Origin of the sequence: Paraburkholderia mimosarum LMG 23256 = NBRC 106338 (genome assembly GCF_000739815.1) — a bacterium.
Lineage (GTDB): Bacteria > Pseudomonadota > Gammaproteobacteria > Burkholderiales > Burkholderiaceae > Paraburkholderia > Paraburkholderia mimosarum.
Map to the genome: position 1 here is coordinate 150,012 of NZ_BBJJ01000002.1, position 25,649 is coordinate 175,660.

The window sequence follows — 25,649 nt, forward strand, 5'->3', positions numbered from 1 at the left end:
CTGCAAACGGGCGGACTCGGTGCCGGATGCACCGGGCCGGCCGTTCACGATACCTGGACGATACCCGGCGGGTTGCGGCGCTTCGCCAGGCTCGTTTTCAAAGGAAACGTTGATTATACCGTCGACTGGCGCGTGCTCAGTGCGCGCCGGTGGCAGGCTCGGTCACGAAGCCGAGTCGAGTGAGGCCGGCCTGCTGCGCGGCGCCCATCACCTGGGCGATCACGTCGTAGCGCGTCTCGCGCGCGGCGCGCAGCTGCAGATCGGGCTGCTGAGCCTCGGGCGCCTTGCCGGCGGCCGTGAAGCGCGCGCGCAGCTCGTCGAGCGTGATGGGCTGGGCGTTCCAGTAGAGCTTGCCGGCGGCGTCGATGGACAGCGTGACGGTCTGCGCCGTCTGCCGCGCGGCCTCTGCCTCGACTTTCGGCAAATCCAGCCGGATCGCGTGCGTGAAGAGCGGCGCGGTAATGATGAAGATGACGAGCAGCACGAGCATGACGTCGATGAGCGGCGTCATGTTGATGTCCGACATCGGTGCCGAATCGCGCTTCTTTTCGAGTCCGCCGAATGCCATGACTGTCGCTCCTACGACTCCGCGCGCACGCCTTCGCGCAATGTGCCCTGCGTGCCTTCGCGGCGCAGCGGCGCACCCTCGGGCGCGCAGGCATAAGCGTGCAGGTCGTGCGCGAAGCCGTCGAGATCGTCGCAAAGCTGGCGCACGAGGCGGCCCAGCACGTTATAGGCAAGCACCGCGGGAATCGCGACGACGAGGCCGAAGGCCGTCATGATGAGCGCCTCGCCCACCGGGCCGGCTACGTTCTCGATCATTGCCTGGCCGCTCGCGGCGATGCTGCCGAGCGCGTGATAGATGCCCCAGACCGTGCCGAGCAACCCGACGAACGGCGCCGTGCTGCCCACCGAGGCGAGCAGCACCTGCCCGAACTCGAGCCGCCGCTGCGACGCCTGCAACGCGCCGCGCAGCGCGCGCAGCACACGCTCGCCGCGGTCCACGCGCGCGAGCATCATGCCGGGGGCGTCGGCTTCCTCGGCGGCGAGCGCCGCCTGGGCGAGCGGCAGGAACACGCGCTCGTGGTCGACCGCTCCCATGGCGGCCACGCCGTCCGCGAGCGTGCGCGCCTGCCAGAAGCGGGCAATGGCGCGCGGGCCTTGGCGCTTCGCGCGCAGGAGCACCCAGCTCTTCACGATGAGAAAGCACCAGCTCGCGATCGACATGGCGAGCAGGACCCACGCTACGGCGTGGGTGACCGCGTCGCCGGTCTGCAGATAGTGAATGACCCCGGAACTCGCTGCCATCGGACCTCGCTCACTGTCTGTCCGGCGCCGTGGGTGGCCCGGACGGTGGAAAAAGCCGCTCAGCGCAGGCCGAGCACGTCCTGCATATCGTACAGGCCGGTGGCCTTGTCCTGCAGAAAGCGCGCGGCGCGCACGCTGCCTTGTGCGTACGAGAGACGGCTCGACGATTTGTGCGTGATCTCGATGCGCTCGCCGATGCCCGCGAACAGCACCGTATGATCGCCGACGATGTCTCCGCCGCGAATCGCCGAAAACCCGATCGTCGAGGGGTCGCGCTCGCCCGTCACACCCTCGCGGCCGTACACGGCGCATTTGTCGAGGTCGCGGCCCAGCGCGCGCGCCACGGCCTCGCCCATCGCAAGCGCGGTGCCCGACGGGGCGTCCACCTTGTGGCGATGATGGGCCTCGATGATCTCGATGTCGTAGCCGGTCTCGAAAAAGCGCGCCGCATATTCGAGCAGCTTGAGCGTGACGTTCACGCCCACGCTCATGTTCGCCGCGAACACGATGCCGGTCTTTTGCGCGGCCGCGCCGAGCTGCGCCTTTTGCTGGGCGTCGAAGCCGGTCGTGCCGATCACCATTTTCACGCCGTGGCGCTGCGCCGCCTCGAGGTGCACGAGCGTGCCTTCGGGGCGCGTGAAGTCGATCAGACAGTCGCTTTGCGCGAAGACCTGCTCGATGTCGTCGGAGATGCGCACGCCGGTTTCCTTGCCGAGGAACGCGCCCGCGTCCTGGCCGAGGGCGGTCGAGCCCTTGCGCACGAGCGCGCCCGAGAGCGTGACATCGGGAGAAGCGAGGACGGTTTCGATGAGCATGCGGCCCATGCGGCCCGATGCGCCGGCGATTGCGATTTTCATGAGTCTTCCTGCGGGTTTTGCTGCGAGCTTTCCTCGCAAGGTGCCGCCGGCCGCCGCGCGTCGCGCCGCGTCCAGCCACCCTCAAATAAACGCGGCGGCCCGAAGCCGCCGGCTCGACACGTGGCGCGCCGCGCGCACCACGCCCTGATTGTCTGACCGCCGCGGACAGCCGGATCGTTGATGCCTGGCAACCGCTGCGCTACGGTCAGTTGGGAGCCACAGCCCCGGAAGCCGGCACGGTGGGCGGCGCCGCGAGGGCCGAATCCCGCGCCGGCCCCGAGGGCGGCGGCGCATTGTTGTCGCCGGTGCCCTGGGCGCCGGCAGTCGGGCCCACCGGGTTGCTCGGCGGCACGCCCTGGATCTGGGGCGGCGGTTGACGATGCAACTGGACCTGCGACGGCATCGTGCCGACGTTCTGCGGCAACGCCGACGAAGTGGGATTGCCCGCGCGCACCGAAGGCGTGAGGCCTGTCGGCGTTTGCACCGCTTCGGTGGCGCGGTTCGCGGCGGCGGCGGCCTGCGCGTTGGCGTCCTGCGGCAGAGCATTGGTGGCCGCGCCGACTTCGGACGACGGCGTGCGCACCGTGTCGACCACGGTCGGGCCGGTCGCGCTCGAAGTCTCGGTTGCCGCACCGGATGCAGCGGCTGCGGCGGCAGGCGCCGAAGCGCCCGACGCCGGCGCAGCGGCGACGGCGTGCTTCTTGCCGCTGCGGTCGCCGTCGATTTCGGCGAGCAGTTCGAGGTTGGACGGGAGGTCTTCGCCGCCCGACCAGCTCGCCACACGGTCGCCTTCGAACAGCACGACGAAGTCGCGCTGCTGGACCACGGCGGTCGAGCCGCGCTTGAAATAGAAGATGTAGTCCCAGCGGTTCGCATGGAACATGTCGGTGAGGAGCGGCGTGCCGAGCAGTTGCTTGACCTCGGCCCGCGACATGCCAACGCGCATTTGCGCCGCGGCTTCCGCCGAAACGAAGTTGCCTTGCACGATGGTAATGCGATAAGGCGTGATGCTTTGGGCCACGCGCTGCGTCACGCTGTCGTAGGATTTGCAGCCGGCGAGCGCCGCGAACGCGGCCGCAGCCAGCAGGGTGCACGCCAGGCGGCCGCCGTACATGCGTCGGCCGATCGTTGTGAATTCTGGAATCATTTCCCTCACCGTGCGGGCTTTTTCGCGAAGCCGCGCGTGTTCTCTAGAAGTTCGTTCGAAGTTCTGCCGAAAATGCCCGTGACGGCAAAAACCCATTAACATAAGAACCTAGCATTGTACTCCAGGGACTTATCGTCATGACCAATCCAACCGATCTCAAGAACATCGGTCTCAAGGCGACGCTGCCTCGCCTCAAGATCCTGGAGATTTTTCAGCACAGCGCCGTGCGTCACCTCACCGCCGAAGACGTCTATCGCAATCTGCTGAACGAGGAGCTCGACATCGGCCTCGCCACGGTTTATCGGGTTCTCACGCAGTTCGAGCAGGCCGGGCTGCTCACGCGCAGCAACTTCGAATCGGGCAAGGCGGTGTTCGAGCTCAACGAAGGCACCCACCACGACCACCTCGTGTGCCTCGACTGCGGCATCGTCGAAGAATTCTTCGACCCCGAAATCGAGAAGCGCCAGCAGATGATCGCCAACGAGCGCGGCTTCAAGCTTCAGGAGCATGCGCTCGCCATGTATGGCACCTGCACGAAGGAAAACTGCCCGCACCGCAAGCACTGAACTGCGTCAAGCGGGATAAAAGCAAACGCCACGGCAGACCTGCCGTGGCGTTTTCGTTTGGGCGCTGCCGTGTTTCGATTTCCCGGTGGCCTGGCGAGCCGATCTTGCAAAAGCTGCCGGCCAGGCCGGATCTCAGGCGAGCGCGAGCAGCGTATCGGCGGGCTCCAGCCGCCAGGCGCGCTCGAGCGTGATCTCGTCGCAGTTCGGCTGCGCGCCGCCCCGGTCGATCACAAGGAAGTCGCTCACGCGGTCGAAGGCGAGCAGCGGATGATGCCAGACGCCCTTGGCGTAATTGACGCCCTGCCCGGGCGCGGCCCAGAACGCCCGCATCCGCGCCGGATCGAACTCGCCCGCGGGCGCGACCACGATGGCGTAGCGCGCCCCGCCGAGCGGCACGAACGCCTGGCTGCCGAGCGGATGCCGCTCCATCATCGCAATTTCGACGGGCCACGCGCGCGGCTGGGCGCGAAACACGCTGACGATGGGCCGGCCGCCCGCCTCGTTCACATCGAGCGTGGCGAGGTCGTGGAAGCGCTCGGTCGTGCCGCCGTTGATCGGAAAGTGGCGGGCGCCTTCGAGTTCGATGACGTCGCCGAACGGCGCGAACGCCGCGCGCGTCAGCGGTTCCATGCGCAGGGTTTGCATCCCGGCTCCTCGCTCAAACGGGTTCGCCCCACAGGCGCAGGCGCGAGACGCCGCCGTCGGGGAAGATGTTGAAACGCACATGCGTGACCGCGCCGAGCGCCGCCACGCCGTCCTCGAACACGTGCTGCTTGTCCATTTCCAGCTTCTGCTCGCCGAGCAGCGTCGGCCAGAACATCGCCTGGGTCACGAGCGACTCGTCGGTGCCGCCCGCCACGCTGGCCGCCTGGAGTGAACAGCGGTCCGGATAGTTGCCCTTGAAGTGTGCGGTATCGACTTCGATCCTGCGGATGATGCCGGGCCGCGCGAGCGCCACGATCGCCCAGTCGTTGCCCGGCTCGCGGCGGCGGCGGGTCTCCCAGCCGTCGCCCATGTTCACGCCGCGGCCCGGCATGAGCAGCGTCGAGGCGAGCCCGAAATGCTGATTGTTGGCCGCGACGAGATACGCGCCGTTCTCGATCGCCGCGAGGTCGACGAGGCTGCCGCGCGCGAGCGTGCTCCAGTCGCGCCGGGGCTGGCCGTACACTCGCAGGCGCGCGAGGCCGCCATCGGGATAGAGATTCACCCGCAAATGCGTGAACGCGCGCGTGTCGCTCACATCGACGTAGTGATGCTGGTTGCCCTGCAGGGTCGTGGCCGGGACGATGGTCTGCCAGTCGGCATTGTCGCCCGGCGCTTCGTCGTCGCCCGTCGGCGCGTAGCACGCCTCGATCGACGCCGCCGGCGGAAAGTTGCCCGTGAAATGGCTCGTGTCCAGATCCACGCCGTAGATCACCCCGGGGCGCGCGAGCCGCACCACGCAGAAGTCGTGTCCCGTCGTGCGCTTGCGACGGGTTTCCCAGCCGTCCATCCACTTGCCGTGGTCATCGTACTTGCCGGGGATGAAGACCGCGGGCTGCGGATCGAGCATGCGCTCCTTCGGCGCGAAGAACTCGTCGCTCGCATGGAGCGCACGGGCGCCGAGACGCGGATCGGCGAGGTTCATGTAGCGGCGCGTGAAGGCGGGAGCGTTCGGGTCGAGAGTCGGAATGGCCATGATGGTGTCGTTCGCTAAATGTTCAGTTATCCAGATGAAAGTGCGACGGGATGAAAGCTCAGGCGTGAGCCGGCTTGCCGCCGAGCGGGTCCTCCTCGCCTTGCGCTTCGCCTGCGTCGCCCATACCGGCGGGCGCGTACAGGAAGCCTTCGTCGCGATTCAGCACGCGTCTCGCGCGCGCCTTGTCGATGTCGCGCTCCCACACCGCGACCACCACCGTCGCGACGCAGTTGCCGATGAGGTTCGTGAGCGCGCGGGCGATGCCGACGAACCAGTCCACCGGCAGGATCAGCACGAGGCCGAGCACGGGAATCGCGGGAATGGCGGAAAGCGTGGCCGCAAGGATCACGATGGCCGAACCGGGAATGCCGTGCGCGCCCTTCGAGGTGACGAGCGAGACGAGCACCACGACGATGAGGTCGTGCATCGACAGCGGCGTGTTGGTGGCCTGCGCGATGAAAATCACGGCGAGCGTGAGGTAGATCGAGAAGCCGTCGAGGTTGAACGAGTAGCCGGTCGGGATCACGAGACCCACGGTGGAGTCCTTCACGCCCATCCATTCGAGCTTGCGCATGACCTGCGGCAGCACGGCGTCCGACGAGGCGGTGCCGAGCACGATCGAAAGCTCTTCGCGCAGATAGCGGATCAGCTTGAACACGTTGAAGCCCGCGAGCCGCATGACGATACCGAGCACCACCGCGACGAACACGATGCAGCTCGCGTAGAAAACGATCACGAGCAGGCCGAGCTGCTTGAGCGACGCGACGCCGTAGGTGCCGGTCGTGAAAGCGATCGCGCCGAGCACGCCGAGCGGCGCGAGCTTGATGATGAAGCCCATCACGCGGAAGAACACCTGCGCGAGCTCGTCGATGATCGAATTCACGCGCTGCGCTTTCGGGCCGAGCAGCGAGAGCGCGCTGCCGAACAGCACCGAGAACACGAGAATCTGCAGGATGTCGCCCTTCGCAAACGCGTCGAAGGCCGTGTCGGGAATGATCTTGAGCAGGAACGCGGCGGTGTCCTTGAGGCTCTTCGCGTGCTCGGTGTAGGTCGCAAGCGATGCGGCGTCGAGCGAATGCAGATCGACGTTCATGCCCGCGCCCGGACGCGTGAGATACGCGAGCACGGCGCCGATCACGAGGGCGAGCGTCGTCATCGCTTCGAAGTAGATCACCGACTTCAGACCGACGCGGCCCACCTTCTTGAGGTCGCCCGCGTGCGCCATACCGCTCACGACCACGCAGAACACAATGGGCCCGATCACCATCTTGATGAGCTTGAGAAAACCGTCGCCGAGCGGTCTGAGCGACTGGGCGAAATGGGGAAACACCGCGCCAACGACGATGCCCAGCACGAGGGCGATGACTACGCGGCCAAACAGCGAATTGAAGAACTTCGTCACGACTCTCTCCTGAGGGCAAGTGGAGCAAGCAACTGTTCGGACTGGTCTGACCAGCACTGTTATAGCGGATAGTAGGAAGCCGATATAGTGGAGTCAAGGTCGCGATGTGCGGTGTTTACCCTCCTGCGGTCTGACCAGTTTTCGGGCCGGAGCGCAGACCCTTGCCGCCACTCGCGCCGGGCCTTGACGCAATCTACGCAACGCACCATGCGGGTGCGCCGGGCGAGGACTACAATGCTGGTCAGACCACGCGAGATGCCCACGCCATCCGATGAAGAACGTTCCGCACACCGTCACCGACGCCGCCATCGCCACGATCCGCGAACGGATCGAGGGCGGGCTCTATCCGGTCGGCACCCTCCTGCCCGCGCAGCGGCAACTGTCGGAGGAGCTGGCGATCAGCCGCGCGTCGCTGCGCGAGGCGCTCTCGACGCTCGAAGCGCTCGGCATGCTGTCGATCCGCGCGGGCAAGGGCGTCTACGTGACGAGCGCGCAAGCCGCGAGTGCGCACCCATGGCGCTTCGCCGAGCAGACGTCGCTGCCCGACACCTACCAGATGCGCTACGCGCTCGAGGGCTTCGCCGCGCGCATGGCGGCGCTCGCCATCGGCGACGCCGACGTCGCGTGGCTCGAAGCGAACACCGAGGCGTTGCACAGCGCCCTCGCCTGCGAGGAACTCGACGAGGCCGCGCAACTTGACTTCGAGTTCCACATGCGCATCGTGAATCTCGCGGGCAACGCGGCGATCGAGTCGATCCTGCGCAGCAGCGCCGACATCATGAAGGAGAGCCAGCGCATGCCCTTCTACCGGCGCGAGCGCGTGCTGTCCACGCACCGCGAGCACGCGCTGATCGTCGCGGCGCTCAAGGCGCGCGATTCGGCGGCGGCCGGCGAGGCGATCGAGGCGCACATCGCCAACGCGGCACAGCGCGCGGGCGTGTACTTTCCAACTCCGCCGGCCTTCGCCGGCGCGGCGCCACGTGCGATCGAGAAGTAAGGACGAAAAAAAACCGCCCCGAGAGGCGGTTTTTTCATGCAGCGCAGAGCGTGCTTACTTCGCGTTCGCGAAAGCCACAGCCGTATCGAGCATGCGGTTCGAGAAGCCCCACTCGTTGTCGTACCAGCTCGACACCTTCACGAGACGGCCCGAGACCTTCGTGAGCGTGGCGTCGAACGTCGACGATGCCGGGTTGTGGTTGAAGTCGACCGAAACCAGCGGTGCGTCGTTGTAGCCCAGAATGCCCTTGAGCGCGCCTTCCGAAGCTTCCTTCATGATCGCGTTGACTTCCTCGACCGTCGTGTCGCGCTTGGCGATGAACGACAGGTCGACGATCGACACGTTGATGGTCGGGACGCGGATCGCGTAGCCGTCGAGCTTGCCGTTCAGTTCCGGCAGCACGAGGCCGACAGCGGAGGCCGCGCCCGTCTTCGTCGGGATCTGGCTGTGCGTGGCCGAGCGCGCGCGGCGCAGGTCTTCGTGGTACACGTCGGTCAGGACCTGGTCGTTCGTGTACGCGTGGATCGTCGTCATCAGGCCGGTTTCGAGGCCGATCTTGTCGTTCAGCGGCTTGACGAGCGGCGCGAGGCAGTTGGTCGTGCACGATGCGTTCGAGATGACCGTGTGCTCGGCCTTCAGCACGTTGTGGTTCACGCCGTAGACGATGGTCGCGTCGACGTCCTTGCCGCCGGGCGCCGAGATGATGACCTTCTTCGCGCCGCCCTTGATGTGGGCGCTCGCCTTTTCCTTGGTCGTGAAGAAGCCCGTGCACTCCATCACGACGTCGACGCCCAGCTCGCCCCACGGCAGTTCGGCCGGGTTGCGGTTGGCCAGCACGCGGATCTTGTCGCCGTTCACGACGAGGTAGTCGCCGTCCACCGAGACTTCGCCCGGGAACTTGCCGTGTGCCGTGTCGTATTGCGTCAGATGCGCGTTGGTCTTCGCGTCACCCAGGTCGTTGATCGCAACGATCTGGATGTCGTGCTTCTTGCCGTTCTCGTAGAACGCGCGAAGCGTGTTACGGCCGATGCGGCCGTAGCCATTGATAGCGACGCGAATGGTCATGATTTATCTCCTGAGGGCTGAAAAAATTCTGAAACCAGTGCTGCACTGGCGTCTTCGCGCGCCGGGGCGGCGCTGCGCGACGCTCAAGGCAGCGGGCCCGCCCGATCTTGCCGATCAGGCGGGCCCGTCACGCTTGCTTAGTTGTCGAGCGCGGCCCTGGCCGTCGCCACGACGTTTTCGACCGTGAAGCCGAAGTGCTTGAACAGCACGCCAGCCGGGGCCGATTCGCCGTAAGTGTCGATGCCGACCACGCCGCCTTCGAGGCCCACGTACTTGCGCCAGAAGTCGGTCACGCCGGCTTCGATCGCGATGCGGCGCACGCCTCTCGGCAGCACACGCTCGCGGTATTCGGCGTCCTGCTTGTCGAACACGTTGGTCGACGGCATGGACACCACGCGGGCGCCAATGCCTTCGCGTTGCAGCGCTTCGACGGACTTCATCGCCAGTTCGACTTCCGAGCCCGTCGCGATGAGGATCACCTTGCGGCTCGGGATGTCGTCGTTCCAGTCCTTGAGCACGTAGCCGCCCTTCGCGATGTTGGCGATCTGGGCATCGGTGCGCTCGTTGAATGCGAGGTTCTGACGGCTGAAGATGAGGCTCGACGCGCCGTGATGCGCGATCGACTCGGTCCAGGCCACGGCGGTTTCCACGGTGTCGGCCGGGCGCCAGACCGTCATGTTCGGAATCAGGCGCAGGCTTGCGACGTGTTCGATCGACTGGTGGGTCGGGCCGTCTTCACCGAGGCCGATCGAGTCGTGCGTGAACACGAAGATCGACGGGCACTTCATCAGCGCGGCCACGCGCAGCGCGTTGCGGCTGTAGTCGGAGAACGTGAGGAACGTGCCGCCGAACGCCTTGTAGCCGCCGTGCAGGTTGAGGCCGTTGAGCGCCGCGCTCATGCCGAACTCGCGCACGCCGTAGTTGATGTGGTTGCCCCACTGGATGCCGGTCTCGCCTGCCTTGGCGACGCGCACGGGCTTCGAGGCCTTCCAGTTGGTGAGGTTCGAACCGGTCAGGTCGGCCGAGCCGCCCAGCAGTTCGGGCAGTGCGGCGGCGAGACCTTCGATGGCCTGCTGCGATGCCTTGCGGGTGGCGACGGTTTCCTTGCGCGAGTCCGCGCCGGCGACGATCGCGGCAGCCTTCTGCGCCCAGTCGGCCGGCAGCTGGTGAGCCATGCGGCGCTCGAATTCCGCGGCTTCGGCCGGGTACTTCGACTTGTACGCAGCGAACTGCTCGTTCCATGCGGCTTCGAACTTCGCGCCGGCGGCCTTCGCGTCCCAGTCTGCGTAGACTTCCTGCGGCAGCGTGAACGGCTCCCACTTCCAGCCTGCGGCTTCGCGCCATTTGGCGATTTCCTCCGCACCGAGCGCCGCGCCGTGCACGTCGTGGCCGCCCTGCTTGGTGGGCGCGCCCTTGCCGATGATGGTCTTGCAGCAGATCAGCGTGGGCTTGTCAGAAGCCTTGGCCTTCTGGATGGCCGCGTCGACCGCGTCCACGTCGTGGCCGTCCACGTGCGGGATGACGTTCCAGCCGTAGGCTTCGAAGCGCTTGGGCGTGTCGTCGTGGAACCAGTTGACCACGTCGCCGTCGATCGAGATGCCGTTGTCGTCATACAGCGCGATCAGCTTGTTGAGCTTGAGCGTGCCGGCGAGCGAGCAGGCTTCGTGCGAGATGCCTTCCATCAGGCAGCCGTCGCCGAGGAACACGTAGGTGTGGTGGTCGACGATCTTCGCATCGGCCTTGTTGAACTCCGCGGCGAGCAGCGCTTCGGCCAGCGCCATGCCGACCGAATTCGCGAGACCCTGGCCGAGCGGGCCCGTGGTCGTCTCCACGCCCGGCGTCATGCCGAATTCGGGGTGGCCCGGCGTTTTCGAGTGCAGCTGACGGAAGTTCTTCAGCTCCGCCATCGGCAGATCGTAGCCGGTCAAATGCAGCAGCGAGTAGAGCAGCATCGAGCCGTGGCCGTTCGACAGCACGAAGCGGTCGCGGTCGCTCCAGTGCGGGTTCGTCGGGTTATGGCGCAGATGGCGCGACCACAGCGCGACGGCGATCTCGGCCATGCCCATGGGCATGCCGGGGTGGCCGGAATTCGCTTGCTGGACGGCGTCCATGGACAGCGCGCGGATTGCGTTGGCCATCAGCTGGGTGGTAGCAGGGGAGGCGGAGGACGAGGTCGTCATGTCGAGTCCGGAAGTGTGCAAAAAGCGGCGTGGGGGCGATGTCACAAAGCGCGGGCGCGCGCAGCAGCGGAGGGTCCGGAAGCTCGGCAAATCGCCCGCTCGGGCGCACATGCGGCGCCAGGAGACGCGAAACGGCCAGAGCAAACGGAAGAGGCTGCAAAGCGCATTATTCTAGCAGATCGTGGGGATTATCCCTGGCCGCAGGGCGTCAGGCATCGGCATCCACGCCGGTCTGCGGCCGCTGCGGCCGGGGCCTGTTCCATGGACTTTATAATGGCGCTGTTGGCCCTCACTGTTGGCCCCATTTTCCGCGCCCGCTTTTTCACCGCCCTTCGAGCGCGGCTGGCTGCTCGGGCCGCGCCTCCAGGACTCTCGTGACCGACTCCCTCGTTTTCCACCCCGCGGCCAACGCGCTTTACGGCTTTCCCGGTGCGCGCCGCCTCGCCGCCGCCGACACGCCGTGGCAGCGCATCGAGGTCTGGGACACGCCGCAGCTCGGTTGCCTTTTCACGCTGGACGGCCGCCCGATGACCTCCGCCGGCGACGAATTCATCTACCACGAGTGCATGACGCACCCGGCCGCGCTCACGCATCCCGCGCCGCGCGCGGCACTCGTGCTGGGCGGCGGCGACGGCGGTGCCGCGCGGCAACTGCTGCGCCATCCGGGCATCGGGCGCATCGTCGTGGCCGAACTGGACCCCGAGGTCGTGCGCCTGACCGGCGACTACCTGCCCGAAGTGCGCGGCAGCGCCTTCGACGATCCGCGCGTGGAACTCGTGCTCGGCGATGCCGCGGCGTTCGTCGCCACGACTCAAGAGCGCTTCGATCTGGTCGTCTTCGATCTGACTCCGCCGGATTCGCCAGCCGCCGGGCTCTATACGCCTGCGTTTTACGGCGCGCTAAAACGCGTGATGACGGCCAACGCTCTCGTCTCGCTGCATCTCGGCTCGCCGTTCCATCACGCCGAGCGGGTGGCCGCGCTGCTCGCCGGACTGCGGGCGGCTTTCCCGGTCGTGCGGCCGCTCGCCGCCTATGTGCCGCTCTACGGTTCGCTCTGGCTCATGGCGGTCGCGAGCGACGCGCTCGACCCTGCCGCTGCCGACGCCGCCACGCTGCAGGCGCGCGCGGCCGAGCGGCATCTCGAAGGCTTGCGCTACTACGACGCGCAGTTGCACGCGGCGCTCCTCAAAGCCGCGCTCACCGCCCGCGATAAACTAGGCGAACTCCTACAGCTTTACTGACGCTGGCCATGGAAAATGGCAGTCCCTGATACTTGCCTCGTCGTGGGCGCATGAGCCCAGGAGCGGCAATGGGCGCCCCATCTGAAACGCGAATCTGGAGAGACTCGATGACCCCACCCCGCCCCGCCGGCGTGCCGTGGCTCACCCCGTATCTGACGGTGCGCGATGCGCGCGCCTCGCTGGCCTTTTATCAGGCGGCCTTCGGTTTTGGCGTCCGTGACAGCGTGGAAGACGACGGCGCACTCATGCACGTGGAAATGACCTATCACGATCAGCTGATCGTCATGTTCGCGCCGGAAGGGGCGTTCGGGTCGACGGCGCGCACGCCGCAAAGCGCAAAAACGGTCGCGCCTCAATCCTTTTATTTGTATGTCGACGATGTCGACGCGGTTTATGCGCGGGCACTCGAAGCCGGCGCCAGATCGTTGAGCGAGCCACAGGACCAATTCTGGGGAGACCGTTTCGCGCAGGTCGAAGACCTCGACGGTTACCGCTGGGCGCTTGCTCGCCACCTGTCCTGAATCAATGAGAAATAGTCTTATGCCCCGTTTTTTCGTCGGTAGTTCCCTCCAAACCGACGACGTTGTCACCCTTCCCGACGAGGTCACGCGGCACATCCAGGTGCTGCGCCTGCAACCCGGCGACACCGTCGTGCTGTTCAACGGCCTCGGCGGCGAATATAGCGCCGAGATTCTCGAAATGGAGCGCCGCGACACGCAGGTGCGTATCGGCCCGTACCGCGACATCGAGGCCGAACCGCCCTACCGGCTCACGCTCGCGCAAGGCATTGCGGGCAGCGACAAGATGGACTGGCTGATCGAAAAAGCGGTCGAACTGGGTGCCACGAACTTCGTGCCGCTCACCACCTCGCGTAGCGTCGTGAGACTCTCGGGCGATCGCGCAGTGCGCCGCCAGGCACACTGGCAGCGCATCGTGCAGGCCTCGTGCGAACAGTGCGGCCGCAACCGCATGCCCGAAGTCGCGTCCACGCGGGAAATCGCCACGTGGCTCGGGTCGTTGCCCAAGCGCCCCGGCGACGGCGAGTTGCGCGTACTGCTCTCGCCGCGCGCGAACGTGTCGTTCTCCACCCTGCCCGCCGAGCCGCCGACGGGCGAAGTGACGGTGCTGGTCGGGCCCGAAGGCGGGTTTTCGTCGCTGGAAGAAGCCGCGGCGCTCGACCACGGTTTCATCGCCGTGGGGCTCGGGCCGCGCGTCCTGCGCACCGAAACGGCTGGCATCGCCGTGCTTGCGGCGCTCGCCGCACGCTGGGGTGGCTGGTAAAAATGACAAAGCCCGCCGGAAGGCGGGCTTTGGGTTTTCTGTGGCATGCGCGCGACGCAATGTTCGCTCGTCCAGGGCAAAATCGCCCGGCAAAATCGCCTGACGAACTCAGGCGAACGAATAAAACACCCGGAACGGCACCTTGCGCTCGGCCCAAAATTCCGACGCTTCACGGAACACGTCGAGCAGTGTCTCGCGCCCGTCCTTGTCGAACTTCTGGGCGATCGGCAGTCCCTCAAGCACGATCACGAAACCCGGCTGCTCCCCAGCCTTCTGCACCAGATCGGTCAGGCAATCGTACAAACCATCGTAGTTCTTGCCGAAATGCTTCGGAAACAGAAACGATGTGGCAATGGTCTCGAGCACCTCCTGCCGGGTTTGCGCATTCGCGCAAAATGCGTAGAGGAAATGCTGCTGCAGCCGCTGGGCTTCGTCCGCGAGATCCTGAATGCGAAACGCCCGGATCGACTGGACGATATTCGGCTGCACGGTCGAAAACAGGCTCATGGCCCCCTCGTTCGATGAAAGCGCCGCCTCGTCCTGGCGCGCCTCGCTGTCTTGCTTCAATTGCATGACGCGCTGGAACAGGTTGCCCTCCCCGGACGCGAACAGATCGCTCGCGACCCGCGGGTCGTGTGCGTAAACGTTATCGCTCATACCGCTCATCCCGGTGTCAATCAATAATTCGCCTGAAACTGGCGTAGTGGTCGTCGGAGTAGTAACAGTTGTCGGTCCGCTTGCGCGGGCCGCCGCAAACAATGCGCTTGGCGCCGCGGTTGTGCGCGCCTGACGTCGGCACGGTGTACTCGTGATAGTAGCCCCGCCGGTGCGGTGGCAATATCTGCTCGAAATTGCCGAATACGACGCCGTCCTTCTCATACGGGAACGGGCCGCCTGCCGCAATCAGGCCCAACGTATTGACCGCCTCGCGCGGCAGTTCGTTGACCGAAATGCTGCCGACCGAAGTACTCGCCTCGTCTGCCTGATTCGTGCGCGCCTGAGCGCCGCAGGCTCCGAGCGCCGCCGTGACCGCTGCCGTGACCACCAGCGCGACCGCCGCAGCCCGCCGCATGCCGTACAAACCATCGCCGAAACAATGAGTTAGACGAGGCGCCATCACCTGGTTCCCGCTTCCCGAGTTACGTATTCGACGACGATGAAAGGTGTAAGGGTATCGCTAATGATGTCCAGAAGCAATGTTCGCCAGGCGACAACGGCCCGTGCTTGACTGCGCACAAAAACCAGACAGGTAAATTTTACAATCTGTTTTGTGCTATCACCCCTGCGGAGAAGCCTGATCTCCCCAAGCAAAAAGGCGGCGCGCCCATAGAGCGCGCCGCCTTTGGGAAGCAGTCACCGGCATTGCCGGTGCGACGGACGAATGCGCTTAGCGCGACGCGTTCACGTCCGCGACGAGCAGCGCCGTCATGTTGACGATGCGGCGCACCGTAGCGGACGCCGTCAGCACATGGACCGGCTTCGCCGCGCCCAGCAGGATCGGCCCGATGGCGATGTTGTTGCCGGCCGCCGTCTTGAGCAGGTTGTAGGAGATGTTCGCCGCGTCGATGTTCGGCATGATGAGCAGGTTCGCTTCGCCTTCTAGCGTCGATTCGGGCAGGACTTCCTTGCGCAGGTTCGCATCGATCGCCACGTCGCCGTGCATTTCGCCGTCCACCTGGAGGTCAGGAGCGCGCTCCTTGAGAATATCGAGCAGGTCGCGCATTTTCTGCGCGGAAGGCGCATTGCTCGAACCGAAGTTCGAATGCGAGCACAGCGCGATCTTCGGCTCGATGCCGAAGCGACGCACTTCCTCGGCGGCCATGATGGTGATTTCCGCGAGCTGCTCGGGCGTCGGGTCGACGTTGACGTGCGTGTCGACGATGAAGATCTGGCGATTCGGCAGCACGAGCGCGTTCATCGCCGCATAGACGTTGCAGCCGGCCTTCTTGCCGATCACCTGGTCGATGAAGTGCAGATGGCGGTGCGTCGTGCTGACCGTGCCGCAGATCATGCCGTCGGCCTCGCCCTTCTCCACGAGCATCGAGCCGATCAGCGTGGTGCGGCGGCGCATTTCGAGCTTCGCCATTTGCTGCGTGATGCCCTTGCGCGCCATGAGCTTCGCGTAGGTCTGCCAGAACTCGCGATAGCGCTCGTCGTGGTCGGTGTTGACCACCGTGTAGTCCTGGCCCGCGACGAGACGCAGGCCATAGCGCGCAATGCGCTGCTCGATCACGGCCGGGCGGCCGATCAGGATGGGCTTCGCGAGCTTTTCGTCGACCGCGATCTGCACCGCGCGCAGGATGCGCTCCTCTTCGCCCTCGGCGAACACGATGCGCTTCTTCTCCGGCTCCGCGGCGCGCGCGAGCTGGAAGATCGGCTTCATGGTCGTGCCGCTGTGGTAGACGAACTGCTGGAGGTGCTGCTCGTAGGCGTCCATGTCCTCGATCGGACGGGTCGCAACGCCCGACTCCATGGCCGCCCTGGCGACGGCCGGCGCGATCTTCACGATCAGGCGCGGGTCGAACGGCTTCGGAATCAGGTACTCCGGGCCGAACTGCAGATCCTGGATGCCGTAGGCCGTGGCCACGACGTCGCTCTGCTCCTGGCGCGCCAGCTCCGCAATGGCGTTCACGGCGGCGATTTCCATCTCGCGCGTGATGGTGGTCGCACCCGCGTCCAGCGCGCCGCGGAAGATGAACGGGAAGCACAGGACGTTGTTCACCTGGTTCGGATAGTCGGTGCGGCCCGTGGCGATCACGGCGTCCGGGCGCACTTCGAGCGCCAGTTCCGGCAGGATTTCCGGCGTGGGATTGGCGAGCGCGAGAATGAGCGGCTTGGCCGCCATCTGCTTGACCATGTCCTGCTTGAGCACACCGCCCGCTGAAAGGCCGAGGAAAATATCGGCGCCTTCGATCACTTCCGCGAGCGTGCGCGCGTGGGTCTCGCGCGCAAAACGCTCCTTGTCCGGGTCCATGAGCTCGGTGCGGCCCTTGTAGACCACGCCCGCGAGGTCGGTCACGACGATGTTTTCGAGCGGCAGCCCGAGGTCGACCAGCAGGTCCAGGCACGCCAGCGCCGCCGCGCCCGCGCCCGATGCCACGAGCTTGACCTCCTTGATGTCCTTGCCCACGACCTTCAGGCCGTTCGTGAAGGCGGCCGCCACCACGATGGCGGTGCCGTGCTGGTCGTCGTGAAAGACCGGGATCTTCATGCGCTTGCGCGCTTCACGTTCGACGATGAAGCACTCGGGCGCCTTGATGTCCTCCAGATTGATGCCGCCGAAGGTGGGTTCGAGCGCGGCGATCACGTCGACGAGCTTGTGCGGGTCCGTCTCGTTCAGCTCGATGTCGAACACGTCGATGCCCGCGAACTTCTTGAAGAGCACCGCCTTGCCTTCCATCACTGGCTTCGAGGCGAGCGGCCCGATGTTGCCGAGGCCGAGCACGGCCGTGCCGTTCGACACGACGCCCACGAGGTTGCTGCGCGCCGTGAAGCGCGCGGCGTTGAGCGGATTCTCGACGATCGCCTCGCACGCGAACGCCACGCCCGGCGAGTACGCAAGCGAGAGATCGCGCTGGTTGATCATCTGCTTGGTCGGCGCAATCGCGATCTTCCCCGGCGTGGGGAACTCGTGATAGTCGAGGGCGGCTTCGCGGAGCTTGTTCGTGGCGGGATTCGACATGAGAGGCAGGACGTGAGTGCAGATTAGAATAACAACTCGAACGCTACGTTGACCGATTGTAGCGCCAATCTCCCGCGGCATTCTTTACAGTTCGGGCGCAGGTGCCGCGACCGGCATGCAGGGAACGCCGCGCCGGTGCGCCCCCTCACGGCGTCGCCCCAGGCCATTCGTCATAGTCCTTTCGTCATGCTTTCCGAGTTCTCGCTCATCGACCGATATTTCGCCCGGCGCGCCCGCACGAACACACGGCGCGCCGTGCTCGGCATCGGCGACGACTGCGCGCTCATCGCGCCCGCCGACGGCGAAATGCTGGCCGTCTCCACGGACATGCTCGTGGAAGGCCGTCATTTTTTCCCCGATATCGATCCGCACGCGCTCGGCCACAAGGCGCTGGCCGTCAATCTGTCGGACCTCGCCGCGATGGGCGCGCAGCCGCTCGGCTTCACGCTCGCATTCGCGCTCCCGAAGCCGGCCGAGGATTGGCTCGCCGCGTTCAGCGCGGGACTCTTCGAGCTGGCCGACCGCTACGACTGCGAACTGATAGGCGGCGACACCACGGCCGGCCCCCTCAATCTGTGCCTGACGGTCTTCGGGTCGGTGCGGCAGGATGTCGCGCTTCGGCGCGACGCCGCCCGGGCAGGCGACGACATCTGGGTCTCCGGCACGCCCGGCGACGCGCGTGCGAGTCTCGGGCTGCTGCGCGGCGAATGGCAAGTCAATGGGCAGACGAATGAGCAGGACGCCGCGCACTTTCGCCGCGCGCTCGAATACCCGGAGCCGCGCGTAGCGCTGGGTCTCGCGCTGCGCGGCGTCGCACGCGCGGCGCTGGACGTGTCGGACGGCCTGGCCGGCGACCTGCTCCACATTCTCGAGCGCTCGAACCTCGCCGCGACGATCGATGTCGACAGTCTGCCGATTTCGCCCGCGCTCGCCCGCCTGCCGCGCGACGTGCAACTGCAGTGCGCACTGGCGGGCGGCGACGATTACGAGTTGTGCTTCACGGCGGCGCCTGGGCAGCGCGCCGCTGTCGAGGCGGCGGCGCAACACGCCGGCGTGCGTGTCACGCGCATCGGTACAATGAGTGCCCTCACTTCGCCGCAAACCGCTCCTGCGATCGCCTGGCGCGACGCCGCGGGCACGATGCTCAATCTGACGTTGCAAGGTTTCGACCACTTCCATGCAGACTGACCCCACGCCATCGCCCGCCAGCGATTACGCGAGCGCTGGACAGCCGGCTCCCGCGGCAGGCGCGGCGTCCAACGCCTCCGGGCCGGCCGGGCCAGGGCGCTCGGGCGGCCCGCGCCGCGCGGACGCGCCGTTCATGCTCACGCATCCGCTGCATATCCTCTCGCTCGGCTTCGGCTCCGGCCTCTCGCGGCTCGCACCCGGCACGGCCGGCACGCTCTTCGCGTGGGCCGCGTTCGAGGTGCTCAACCGCTACCTCACCGTGACCGAGTGGGGATTGCTGATCGTCGTGGGCTTCTTCGCGGGCATCGGCATCACGGGGTTCACGGCGAAGAAGCTGCGCACGGAAGACCCTTCCGCCATCGTCTGGGACGAGATCGTCGCGTTCTGGCTCGTCCTGCTGATGGTCACGCCCGTCGATTTCGAGGGCCGGCTGTGGGCCTTCGTCGTCTTCCGGTTCTTCGATATGGTGAAGCCGCCGCCCATTCGCTATTTCGACAGGCGTTTCAAGGGCGGCCTCGGCATCATGCTCGACGACATCGTCGCCGCGTTTTTCACGCTGCTCGTGATCGCGCTGTGGCGCATGTCGGTCTAACCGCCCGTCCACCAACGAGCCGCCGCCACTTCAACGGACTTCCAGCGATGCCCACCGATTCCGTCGTCTACCAACTCGCCATCCGCGTCGGCAACAAGCTGCGCGACGGGCGTCTCATGCTCGCGACCGCCGAGTCCTGCACCGGCGGCATGATCGCCACCGCCATCACCGACATTTCCGGCAGCAGCGGCTGGTTCGAGCGCGGTTTCGTCACCTATTCGAACCAGGCAAAGACCGAGATGATCGGCGTGCCGCCCGAACTCATCGAGAAGCACGGCGCGGTGAGCGAGCCGGTCGCCCGCGCGATGGCCGAAGGCGCGCTCACCAACAGCCGGGCACAGCTTTCGCTGGCCGTTACGGGCGTCGCGGGACCCGGCGGCGGCACGCCGGAAAAGCCGGTCGGCATGGTGTCGTTCGGCTGGAGCAACCGGCTCCATACGAGCATCGAGACGCTGGTGTTCAAGGGCGACCGCGAGCAGATCCGCGTGCAGGCGGCCGCGCACGCGCTGCGCGGGCTGCTCGCGTTCATCGACGAACAGGAACGCTAAACCCGCCCGCTGCGATCGGACCGCCGGTCGGGGCAACCACGGAGGTTCTCGCCATGGCCACAACGCATCCCGCAGTGGGAGAACTGATCCGCCGCTTCGGTCTCGAACCGCACCCGGAAGGCGGCTACTACAGCGAAACCTATCGCGCCGACAATCTCGTGCGCCGTGACGGCGCAAGCGACGCAGACGGCACGCGCGCGGCATCGACCGCCATCTACTTCCTGCTCGCGGAAGGTGCTTACTCGGCATGGCATCGCATCCGCTCCGACGAACTGTGGCACTTCTATGCGGGCTCGCCCATCGAGATCCATTCGATCGATGAGCGCGGCGTGCTCTCCACGCGCAAGCTCGGGCATGCGCTCGAACACCCCGGCACCGTGTTCCAGGCCGTCGTGCCGGCGGGGCACTGGTTCGCGGCGCGCTGCTGCGACCCGTCGACGTATGCGCTCGTGGGCTGCACGGTCGCGCCGGGGTTCGAATTCGGCGAGTTCGAGATCGCCGACGTCGACGCGCTCGCCGCGAAATATCCGCTGCATCGCTCGATCATCGAGTTGCTCGGCAAACCGGCTTCGGTCGCGAAGAAGGATTGAGCGGCCCCGCGCATCACGAAGGCCGCTCATCTTCGGAAACCGTCCGGCGCATGGGGAGCGCAGGACGTTTCCGCCGTCAACGATAAGCGTTGATCTTGTCGCGCGTCTCGCGGGCAGCCGTTGCAGCTGCCTGCGCGTAGTCCTCACCCTTGCTCGCGTAGATGATCGCGCGCGACGAGTTGATGAGCATGCCCGTGCCGTTGGCGGTGCGGCCTGCCTTCACGGTCGCTTCGACGTCGCCGCCCTGCGCGCCGATTCCCGGAATCAGGAGCGGCATGTCGCCCACGATCGCACGCACGGTTTCGATCTCCTTCGGAAAGGTCGCGCCTACGACAAGACCGAGTTCGCCGCTCGCGTTCCATTTGTTCGCCGCGAGGTCCGCCACCACTTGATAGAGCGGCTTGCCGTCGGTCGTCAGAAACTGGAGATCGGAACCGCCCGGGTTCGACGTGCGGCACAGCACGATCACGCCCTTGCCCTCGTGCGCGAGCCACGGCTCGATCGAGTCGTAGCCCATGTACGGATTGACCGTCACCGCATCGGCCTGGAAGCGCTCGAACGCTTCGCGCGCGTATTGTTCAGCAGTACTGCCGATGTCGCCGCGCTTGGCGTCGAGAATCACGGGCAAGCCCGGATGCTTTTCGTGGACGTGTGCAATGAGCGCTTCGAGCTGGTCTTCGGCGCGATGCGCGGCAAAGTAGGCGATCTGCGGCTTGAAGGCGCATGCATAGGCCGCGGTGGCGTCGACGATGTCGCGGCAGAACTCGAAGATCGCGTCGCTGCGGCCGGCCAGTGCGGCTGGAAATTTCGTCGGCTCGGGGTCGAGGCCAACGCACAGCAGCGAGCCGGTGCGCTGCCAGGCGGCGCTGAGGGTCTGGGTGAAGGAGGTCATGGTGAGCGCTCGCGGCGAGCGAGCCGGTGAAGAGAAACGGCGCGTATTTTACCCGGCTTGGGGCCGGACGCCTCCAGACACCTCGGGGCGTCCCCGGCCGGTCCCAGCGCCGCAAGCCGCGCCGCAGCCGGCCCCGGCCACGGTGCGCTTTCATCCGATGAAGTGCGCTCAAGCGCGCACGCGTGCCCCCTTGGCACCGCGCGCGCCCGAGCGGCCGCGCGCCCCGGCGCGGTGCGGGCTGGCCGCCGCCCGCATGTCCATGCGCTCTACCGTAAAGCTGAAGCGCCGCATGAGCCGCTCGCCGTGCCCGAGCACGGTCATGCCGTTTGCGTCACCGCCACCGCGCAGGTTCACGGCGTTGATCGGGTGATCGACGGGCTCGAAGCAGAAGAAGTCGGCGCCGGGGGGCGTGTAGAGCACGTAATAGTCCGTGTTGGCGCAAATGGACAGTGAGAGCCGCCGGCGCTCCCACACCACGGCGGCGCGCCCGCTCCAGCCGCTGAACGCATGATTGACGAGTTGCGCCGGCAACGGATACGCCACGCCGAACTGCCAGGCGGGCGGCGCGGGCACGTGGCGCACCGGCAGCCAGTCCTCGCCCGAGAGCCACAAGCCGCTCGCGGGTGCGGAAAGCTCGGTGCTCGCGTCGCGCGCGAGGAACGGATGCACGCCCAGGCCGAACGGCAGCGCATCGCGTCCCGTGTTCTCCACTTCGAGGCCGATCGTGAGCGTCGCGCCGTCCAGCGCATAAGTGAGCGCCGCGCGGTACGCGTAGGGGTCGCCGTCGCTGCGATCGAGCACGAGGCGCACGTTCTCGCGATCGGCGCTTTCGATGCTCCAGGGTGCAAGCCAGCCGTCGCCGTGAATGGGCATCGGCTCGCTGGCGCGATTGCGGGGCACCTCGACATCGCGGCCGCCGAAATGAAAGCGCCCTTCGCCGATGCGATTCGAATACGGCAGCAGCGGGTAGCACGCCAACTCGTTCGGGTCCATGCGCGCACTCACGCGCTCGCAGCGGCGGAAGACGGGCTCGAACGCGCCTTCGCTGCGCCAGTCGAAACGCGTGATTCCGCCGCCCAGCTGGGGCGCGACGTCGAGCCTCAGATACGCGTTCGCAAGGGTCACGCAGGCTACGTCGCTCGTGCCCGCCGCGCCGATTGCGACGGCGGAGGTGCTGGGCCCCGGCATCACAGGATGGGTGGCGGCTTCGAGCCGCGCGCGGCGCGCGGCGGCGGCAGGGGAGACAGCGGCGGAAGGCGCCACGCTCTGCGGCGTTGCGGCGGTGCCTGCGGTAACGGAACGGGAACGGGTAGATCGACGCACAGCGGAATTCGCGACGCTCATTAGATGCTCCTCGAGAGGCAAGTTTGATTGCCGCCGCAAAAGGCGGCTCACTGGTGGCCTGACGACGCCGTACGCTCGCTCAACTGCCAGCTCTCGCACGGGCCTGCGGCCGCTTCTTGTGTTCGCCCTTCTATTGGTACTGGCAAAGCCGACTGCACACTTTCGATCGACTGCATCTGTTGCTGAACTGCAACGACTATCCGTCTGCTTGTGCTGCGCGCTGCCCCGTTTCCTCGGCGCAAGCGGCGCGTGCTTATCGTCTGACGAGATCGCACGCACCCCTTTCAGGCAACGCTCGATACGGCGAACTCAAACGCGCCGCCGCCCCTGAAACCGCGGTTCTTCAAGGCCCAGGCGGCCGATCCGAAGCGCGAACACACCGCCCGCATGCGGCTCGCGCGCGAGGGCCTCCTCCTCCATCTCCTCGCGCGCGCTCGTGACGTAGAGCGTGTCCAGCAGCGCACCGCCGAGCGTAACGCAGCTTGGTTGCGCTGTGGGAATCTTTACGCGCTCGGTTTCCACGCCGTCGGGGCCGTAACGCACCACACGCTCGCCGCCCCACTGCGCGTTCCAGAGGCCGCCTTCGGCGTCGACGGTGGAGCCGTCCGGCACGCCGGTCTCGTCAGCGAGCGTTGCGAACGTGCGTTCGTTCGCAATCGTTCCATCCGCGCCGTAGTCGCATGCGCGGATCTCGCGCGTGGGGGAATCGCAGTAGTACATCGTCGCGCCGTCCGGGCTGAACGCGATGCTGTTCGAGATCGCGGGCGCGGGCAGCGGCAGGCGTTCCAGCGTCAAATCGTGATTCAGGCGATAGAAGCCGCCAATGGCTTGCCTCGGCGTGCCCTCGTACTTCGTGCCGAACACGAAGCGCCCCTGGCGGTCGCAGCGCCCATCGTTCAGGCGCGTCGGCACGCCGGGCTCGACCTCCACGATCGTCTCTATCTCGCCCGTCTCCAGATCGAAGAACGCGAGACGCGAGGCGAGGCCCAGTAGCAGCGTGCGCTCGTCTTCGCACAGCGCGAAGCAGGCGACCCGCTCCGGCATGTTCCACGTCATGAGCTTGCCGTCGCGCGTGTCGTAGCGCGCGAGCCGCTTGTTCGTGATGTCGACCCAGTAAAGCCGGCCGCTGCGCGCACACCAGGTCGCACCCTCGCCCAGCTCGCATTTCGAGTGAACGAGGAGCTCGGCCACCGCCTCGTTCGCTGCACTTTGATTCGCGCTCATGCCCAGCCCCCGTCCACGACGATGTCCTGCGAAGTGATCATGCGGCTGTCGTCGGCGGCGAGAAAGAGCGCCATGCGCGCGAGGTCTTCGGGCAGCAGTTCGGCGTCGATGCACTGGCCGCGCTTGATGTCCTCGCGGCCTTCGTCGGTGAGCCACAGGCGCCGCTGTCTGTCCGTCATGACCCAACCCGGCACGAGCGAATTCACGCGAATGCCGTACGGCCCCAAGTCCTTGGCGAGCCCGCGCGTGAGCCCCTGCACCGCCGACTTGGCCATCACATAGACCGGATACTGCGCGTTCTTGAGCATCCAGCTGATCGAGCCGAGATTGATGATGGAGCCGGCGCGCGCCGCTTTCATGTCCTCGACCACGGCCTGCGCCGCGAACAATTGATGGCGCACGTTCACGGCAATGCCGGCGTCGAACGACTCAGGTGTGACTTCGGCGAGCGTATGGCGCCTGTCGTTGGCCGCGTTGTTCACGAGCACCTCGATCGGCCCGAGCGCCGCTTTCACATCGGCGATGGCGGCTCGCAGGGCCGCGATGTCGGTGAGATCGACTTCGGCAAAAAGCGGCTCGTGGCGCGAGTCGCCGAGCTCGTCGGCGAGCGCCTGGCCGGCGCTCGCGTCGATGTCAAAGAACGCCACGCGCGCGCCCTGCGCGGCGAAGTGCTCGACGAACGACGCGCCGATGCCGGTCGCGCCGCCCGTGATGAGCACCACGCGGTCGGCCAGGCTCGGATAGCGCGCGTAGTTTTCGTGCGCGTGGCGCGCGAGCGCGTTAGCGGGAGACGACATCGTTTTGGGCTCCTGATGGATCGCTCAGTGGGTTGTTCAATCGCGCGCGCCGCGGTTCTTCAGCTGGTCGAGCAGCACTGCCGCGAGCAGGATCGCGCCGCGCACGAGGTACTGATAGAACGCGTCGATATTGAGCAGGTTCATCACGTTCTCGACCGTGCCCATGATCAGCACGCCGATCACGACGCCCGAGATCGTCGCACGGCCGCCCAGCAGCGACACGCCGCCGAGCACGCACGCCGAGATCACGTTCAGCTCGAAGCCTTCGGCCGCATTCGGCTGGCCCGAGGTGATGCGCGAGGCGAGGATCACACCCGCGAGCGCCGTCACCGCGCCCTGGATCAGGAAGATCCACACGCGTGTGCGCTCGACCTTGATGCCGGCGAGCCGCGACGCTTCCGGATTGCCGCCGATCGCGAGCGTATTGCGCCCGTACACCGTCTGATTGAGCATCACGCCGAACACGATGAAGCAGACGAGCGTGACCCAGATCGGCAGTTGCACGCCGAACAGCGACGCCGTGCCCATGGCGATGAACGTGTCCGACGACACACCCACGGCCTGGCCGTGCGAGGCGATGAAGCCGAGGCCGCGCACGATCTCCATCGTGGCGAGCGTGGTGATCAGCGCATTGATGCGCAGATACGCGATCACCGCGCCGTTCACGAAGCCGATCGCGGCGCCCGCCGCAACGGCCGCGACGATGGCGATGAACGTGTTGTTCGTGGCGTTGAGCACCATCGCGCAGAGCACGCCCGCGAATGCGACCGTCGAGCCCACGGAAAGATCGAAGTCGCGCGAGGCGAGACAGAACATCATCGTGCAGGCCACCATGCCGATCTGCGAGACCGACAGCGCGAGGCCGAGCATGTTGTCGATCGAGAAGAAGTGATCGACCGTGAGCGACATCACGATGAACATGACCACGAAGATCACGATGAGGCTGTACTCGGTGATCTGCTGCCACCACTTCTGCTTGTCGGTGGGACTCGGAATCAGCGCGTCGGCGACGCTCTTGGCAGTTTCAGCCGCCAGGTTTTCTCTTGCTTGCATTTCAGTCACTCCTCCCC

Annotated in this window: 26 protein-coding genes; 9 read left to right on the forward strand and 17 right to left on the reverse strand. The window is 66.4% G+C overall.

The features are described 5' to 3' along the window. Positions 1-136: 136 nt before the first annotated feature. From BMI01S_RS02715 to BMI01S_RS02730, 4 genes are all read right to left on the reverse strand, one after another. Positions 137-568 carry an ExbD/TolR family protein gene (locus BMI01S_RS02715; protein WP_028209404.1) on the reverse strand — a complete coding sequence of 144 codons (432 nt, stop codon included), beginning with the start codon at positions 566-568 and terminating at the stop codon, positions 137-139. Positions 569-579: 11 nt separating this feature from the next. After that, entirely contained in the window at positions 580-1,308 is a 729-nt protein-coding gene (locus BMI01S_RS02720; protein WP_028209403.1) for a MotA/TolQ/ExbB proton channel family protein, read from the reverse strand. 59 nt (positions 1,309-1,367) lie between these two features. Then, positions 1,368-2,165, reverse strand: coding sequence for a 4-hydroxy-tetrahydrodipicolinate reductase (gene dapB, locus BMI01S_RS02725; RefSeq protein WP_028230069.1), 798 nt, complete (start codon positions 2,163-2,165; stop codon positions 1,368-1,370). 205 nt (positions 2,166-2,370) lie between these two features. Then, on the reverse strand, positions 2,371-3,312 hold the full coding sequence (locus BMI01S_RS02730) for an outer membrane protein assembly factor BamE (protein ID WP_028230068.1): 942 nt from the start codon (positions 3,310-3,312) through the stop codon (positions 2,371-2,373). Positions 3,313-3,449: 137 nt separating this feature from the next. Between BMI01S_RS02730 and fur the strand changes: the two genes are divergently transcribed. Then, complete coding sequence (fur, locus tag BMI01S_RS02735) at positions 3,450-3,878, forward strand: ferric iron uptake transcriptional regulator (RefSeq protein WP_028209400.1); 429 nt, start codon at positions 3,450-3,452, stop codon at positions 3,876-3,878. Positions 3,879-4,010: 132 nt separating this feature from the next. Here the strand turns inward: fur and BMI01S_RS02740 are convergent, their stop codons facing one another. The 3 genes from BMI01S_RS02740 to BMI01S_RS02750 are packed head-to-tail and all read right to left on the reverse strand — an operon-like array spanning position 4,011 to position 6,958. After that, the gene (locus BMI01S_RS02740; protein WP_028230067.1) at positions 4,011-4,523 is read right to left on the reverse strand and encodes an ureidoglycolate lyase; all 513 of its coding nucleotides are present in this window, start codon (positions 4,521-4,523) and stop codon (positions 4,011-4,013) included. 13 nt (positions 4,524-4,536) lie between these two features. Next, a complete protein-coding gene (gene alc / locus BMI01S_RS02745) occupies positions 4,537-5,556 on the reverse strand; it encodes an allantoicase (protein WP_028230066.1) in 1,020 nt (339 codons plus the stop codon). Between the two features lie 58 nt (positions 5,557-5,614). Beyond that, positions 5,615-6,958 (reverse strand): C4-dicarboxylate transporter DctA, encoded by a 1,344-nt coding sequence (locus BMI01S_RS02750; protein WP_042288204.1) that lies wholly within the window; start codon positions 6,956-6,958, stop codon positions 5,615-5,617. A 271-nt stretch (positions 6,959-7,229) separates the two neighbouring features. On the opposite strand from BMI01S_RS02750, the gene BMI01S_RS02755 reads away from it, so the two are divergent. Further along, positions 7,230-7,955 (forward strand): FadR/GntR family transcriptional regulator, encoded by a 726-nt coding sequence (locus BMI01S_RS02755; RefSeq protein WP_042288207.1) that lies wholly within the window; start codon positions 7,230-7,232, stop codon positions 7,953-7,955. Between the two features lie 54 nt (positions 7,956-8,009). Here the strand turns inward: BMI01S_RS02755 and gap are convergent, their stop codons facing one another. Both gap and tkt read right to left on the reverse strand, forming a co-directional pair. Further along, the gene (gap, locus tag BMI01S_RS02760) at positions 8,010-9,020 is read right to left on the reverse strand and encodes a type I glyceraldehyde-3-phosphate dehydrogenase (protein ID WP_028209397.1); all 1,011 of its coding nucleotides are present in this window, start codon (positions 9,018-9,020) and stop codon (positions 8,010-8,012) included. A 137-nt stretch (positions 9,021-9,157) separates the two neighbouring features. After that, positions 9,158-11,200, reverse strand: a complete 2,043-nt coding sequence (gene tkt, locus BMI01S_RS02765; protein ID WP_042288210.1) for a transketolase — start codon at positions 11,198-11,200, stop codon at positions 9,158-9,160. Between the two features lie 374 nt (positions 11,201-11,574). Between tkt and speE the strand changes: the two genes are divergently transcribed. From speE to BMI01S_RS02780, 3 genes are all read left to right on the forward strand, one after another. Beyond that, on the forward strand, positions 11,575-12,441 hold the full coding sequence (gene speE, locus BMI01S_RS02770) for a polyamine aminopropyltransferase (protein WP_028230064.1): 867 nt from the start codon (positions 11,575-11,577) through the stop codon (positions 12,439-12,441). A gap of 107 nt (positions 12,442-12,548) precedes the next feature. Beyond that, positions 12,549-12,962 carry a VOC family protein gene (locus BMI01S_RS02775; protein WP_028230063.1) on the forward strand — a complete coding sequence of 138 codons (414 nt, stop codon included), beginning with the start codon at positions 12,549-12,551 and terminating at the stop codon, positions 12,960-12,962. A gap of 19 nt (positions 12,963-12,981) precedes the next feature. After that, positions 12,982-13,722 (forward strand): 16S rRNA (uracil(1498)-N(3))-methyltransferase, encoded by a 741-nt coding sequence (locus BMI01S_RS02780; protein ID WP_028230062.1) that lies wholly within the window; start codon positions 12,982-12,984, stop codon positions 13,720-13,722. 108 nt (positions 13,723-13,830) lie between these two features. Here the strand turns inward: BMI01S_RS02780 and BMI01S_RS02785 are convergent, their stop codons facing one another. The 3 genes from BMI01S_RS02785 to BMI01S_RS02795 all read right to left on the reverse strand — a co-directional run bounded on the left by BMI01S_RS02785 (position 13,831) and on the right by BMI01S_RS02795 (position 17,404). Next, positions 13,831-14,388 carry a barstar family protein gene (locus tag BMI01S_RS02785; RefSeq protein ID WP_036044223.1) on the reverse strand — a complete coding sequence of 186 codons (558 nt, stop codon included), beginning with the start codon at positions 14,386-14,388 and terminating at the stop codon, positions 13,831-13,833. Positions 14,389-14,395: 7 nt separating this feature from the next. After that, positions 14,396-14,794, reverse strand: coding sequence for a ribonuclease (locus tag BMI01S_RS02790; RefSeq protein ID WP_028209391.1), 399 nt, complete (start codon positions 14,792-14,794; stop codon positions 14,396-14,398). A gap of 315 nt (positions 14,795-15,109) precedes the next feature. Further along, positions 15,110-17,404 (reverse strand): NADP-dependent malic enzyme, encoded by a 2,295-nt coding sequence (locus tag BMI01S_RS02795; RefSeq protein ID WP_042288214.1) that lies wholly within the window; start codon positions 17,402-17,404, stop codon positions 15,110-15,112. Between the two features lie 186 nt (positions 17,405-17,590). Between BMI01S_RS02795 and thiL the strand changes: the two genes are divergently transcribed. Genes thiL through BMI01S_RS02815 form a run of 4 tightly spaced genes read left to right on the forward strand, consistent with a single transcriptional unit; the run spans position 17,591 to position 20,322 of the window. After that, on the forward strand, positions 17,591-18,592 hold the full coding sequence (thiL, locus tag BMI01S_RS02800; protein WP_028230060.1) for a thiamine-phosphate kinase: 1,002 nt from the start codon (positions 17,591-17,593) through the stop codon (positions 18,590-18,592). Beyond that, on the forward strand, positions 18,582-19,184 hold the full coding sequence (locus BMI01S_RS02805) for a phosphatidylglycerophosphatase A family protein (RefSeq protein WP_028230059.1): 603 nt from the start codon (positions 18,582-18,584) through the stop codon (positions 19,182-19,184). The genes thiL and BMI01S_RS02805 overlap by 11 nt, the downstream gene beginning before the upstream one ends. A 47-nt stretch (positions 19,185-19,231) precedes the next feature. Then, positions 19,232-19,732, forward strand: coding sequence for a CinA family protein (locus BMI01S_RS02810; RefSeq protein ID WP_028230058.1), 501 nt, complete (start codon positions 19,232-19,234; stop codon positions 19,730-19,732). A gap of 53 nt (positions 19,733-19,785) precedes the next feature. Beyond that, positions 19,786-20,322, forward strand: a complete 537-nt coding sequence (locus BMI01S_RS02815; RefSeq protein ID WP_028230057.1) for a cupin domain-containing protein — start codon at positions 19,786-19,788, stop codon at positions 20,320-20,322. 76 nt (positions 20,323-20,398) lie between these two features. Here BMI01S_RS02815 and pyrF read toward each other — a convergent pair whose 3' ends face one another. The 5 genes from pyrF to araH all read right to left on the reverse strand — a co-directional run bounded on the left by pyrF (position 20,399) and on the right by araH (position 25,632). Beyond that, positions 20,399-21,214 (reverse strand): orotidine-5'-phosphate decarboxylase, encoded by an 816-nt coding sequence (gene pyrF / locus BMI01S_RS02820; RefSeq protein WP_028209384.1) that lies wholly within the window; start codon positions 21,212-21,214, stop codon positions 20,399-20,401. A gap of 168 nt (positions 21,215-21,382) precedes the next feature. Further along, the gene (locus BMI01S_RS02825; RefSeq protein WP_042288217.1) at positions 21,383-22,558 is read right to left on the reverse strand and encodes an aldose 1-epimerase; all 1,176 of its coding nucleotides are present in this window, start codon (positions 22,556-22,558) and stop codon (positions 21,383-21,385) included. Between the two features lie 309 nt (positions 22,559-22,867). After that, on the reverse strand, positions 22,868-23,782 hold the full coding sequence (locus BMI01S_RS02830; protein ID WP_028230056.1) for an SMP-30/gluconolactonase/LRE family protein: 915 nt from the start codon (positions 23,780-23,782) through the stop codon (positions 22,868-22,870). Continuing rightward, positions 23,779-24,579: an SDR family NAD(P)-dependent oxidoreductase gene (locus tag BMI01S_RS02835; protein WP_028230055.1), complete on the reverse strand. Its 801-nt coding sequence runs from the start codon at positions 24,577-24,579 to the stop codon at positions 23,779-23,781. Before BMI01S_RS02835 ends, BMI01S_RS02830 begins: the two co-directional genes overlap by 4 nt. A gap of 36 nt (positions 24,580-24,615) precedes the next feature. Then, entirely contained in the window at positions 24,616-25,632 is a 1,017-nt protein-coding gene (gene araH / locus BMI01S_RS02840) for an L-arabinose ABC transporter permease AraH (protein WP_028230054.1), read from the reverse strand. Positions 25,633-25,649 lie beyond the last annotated feature (17 nt).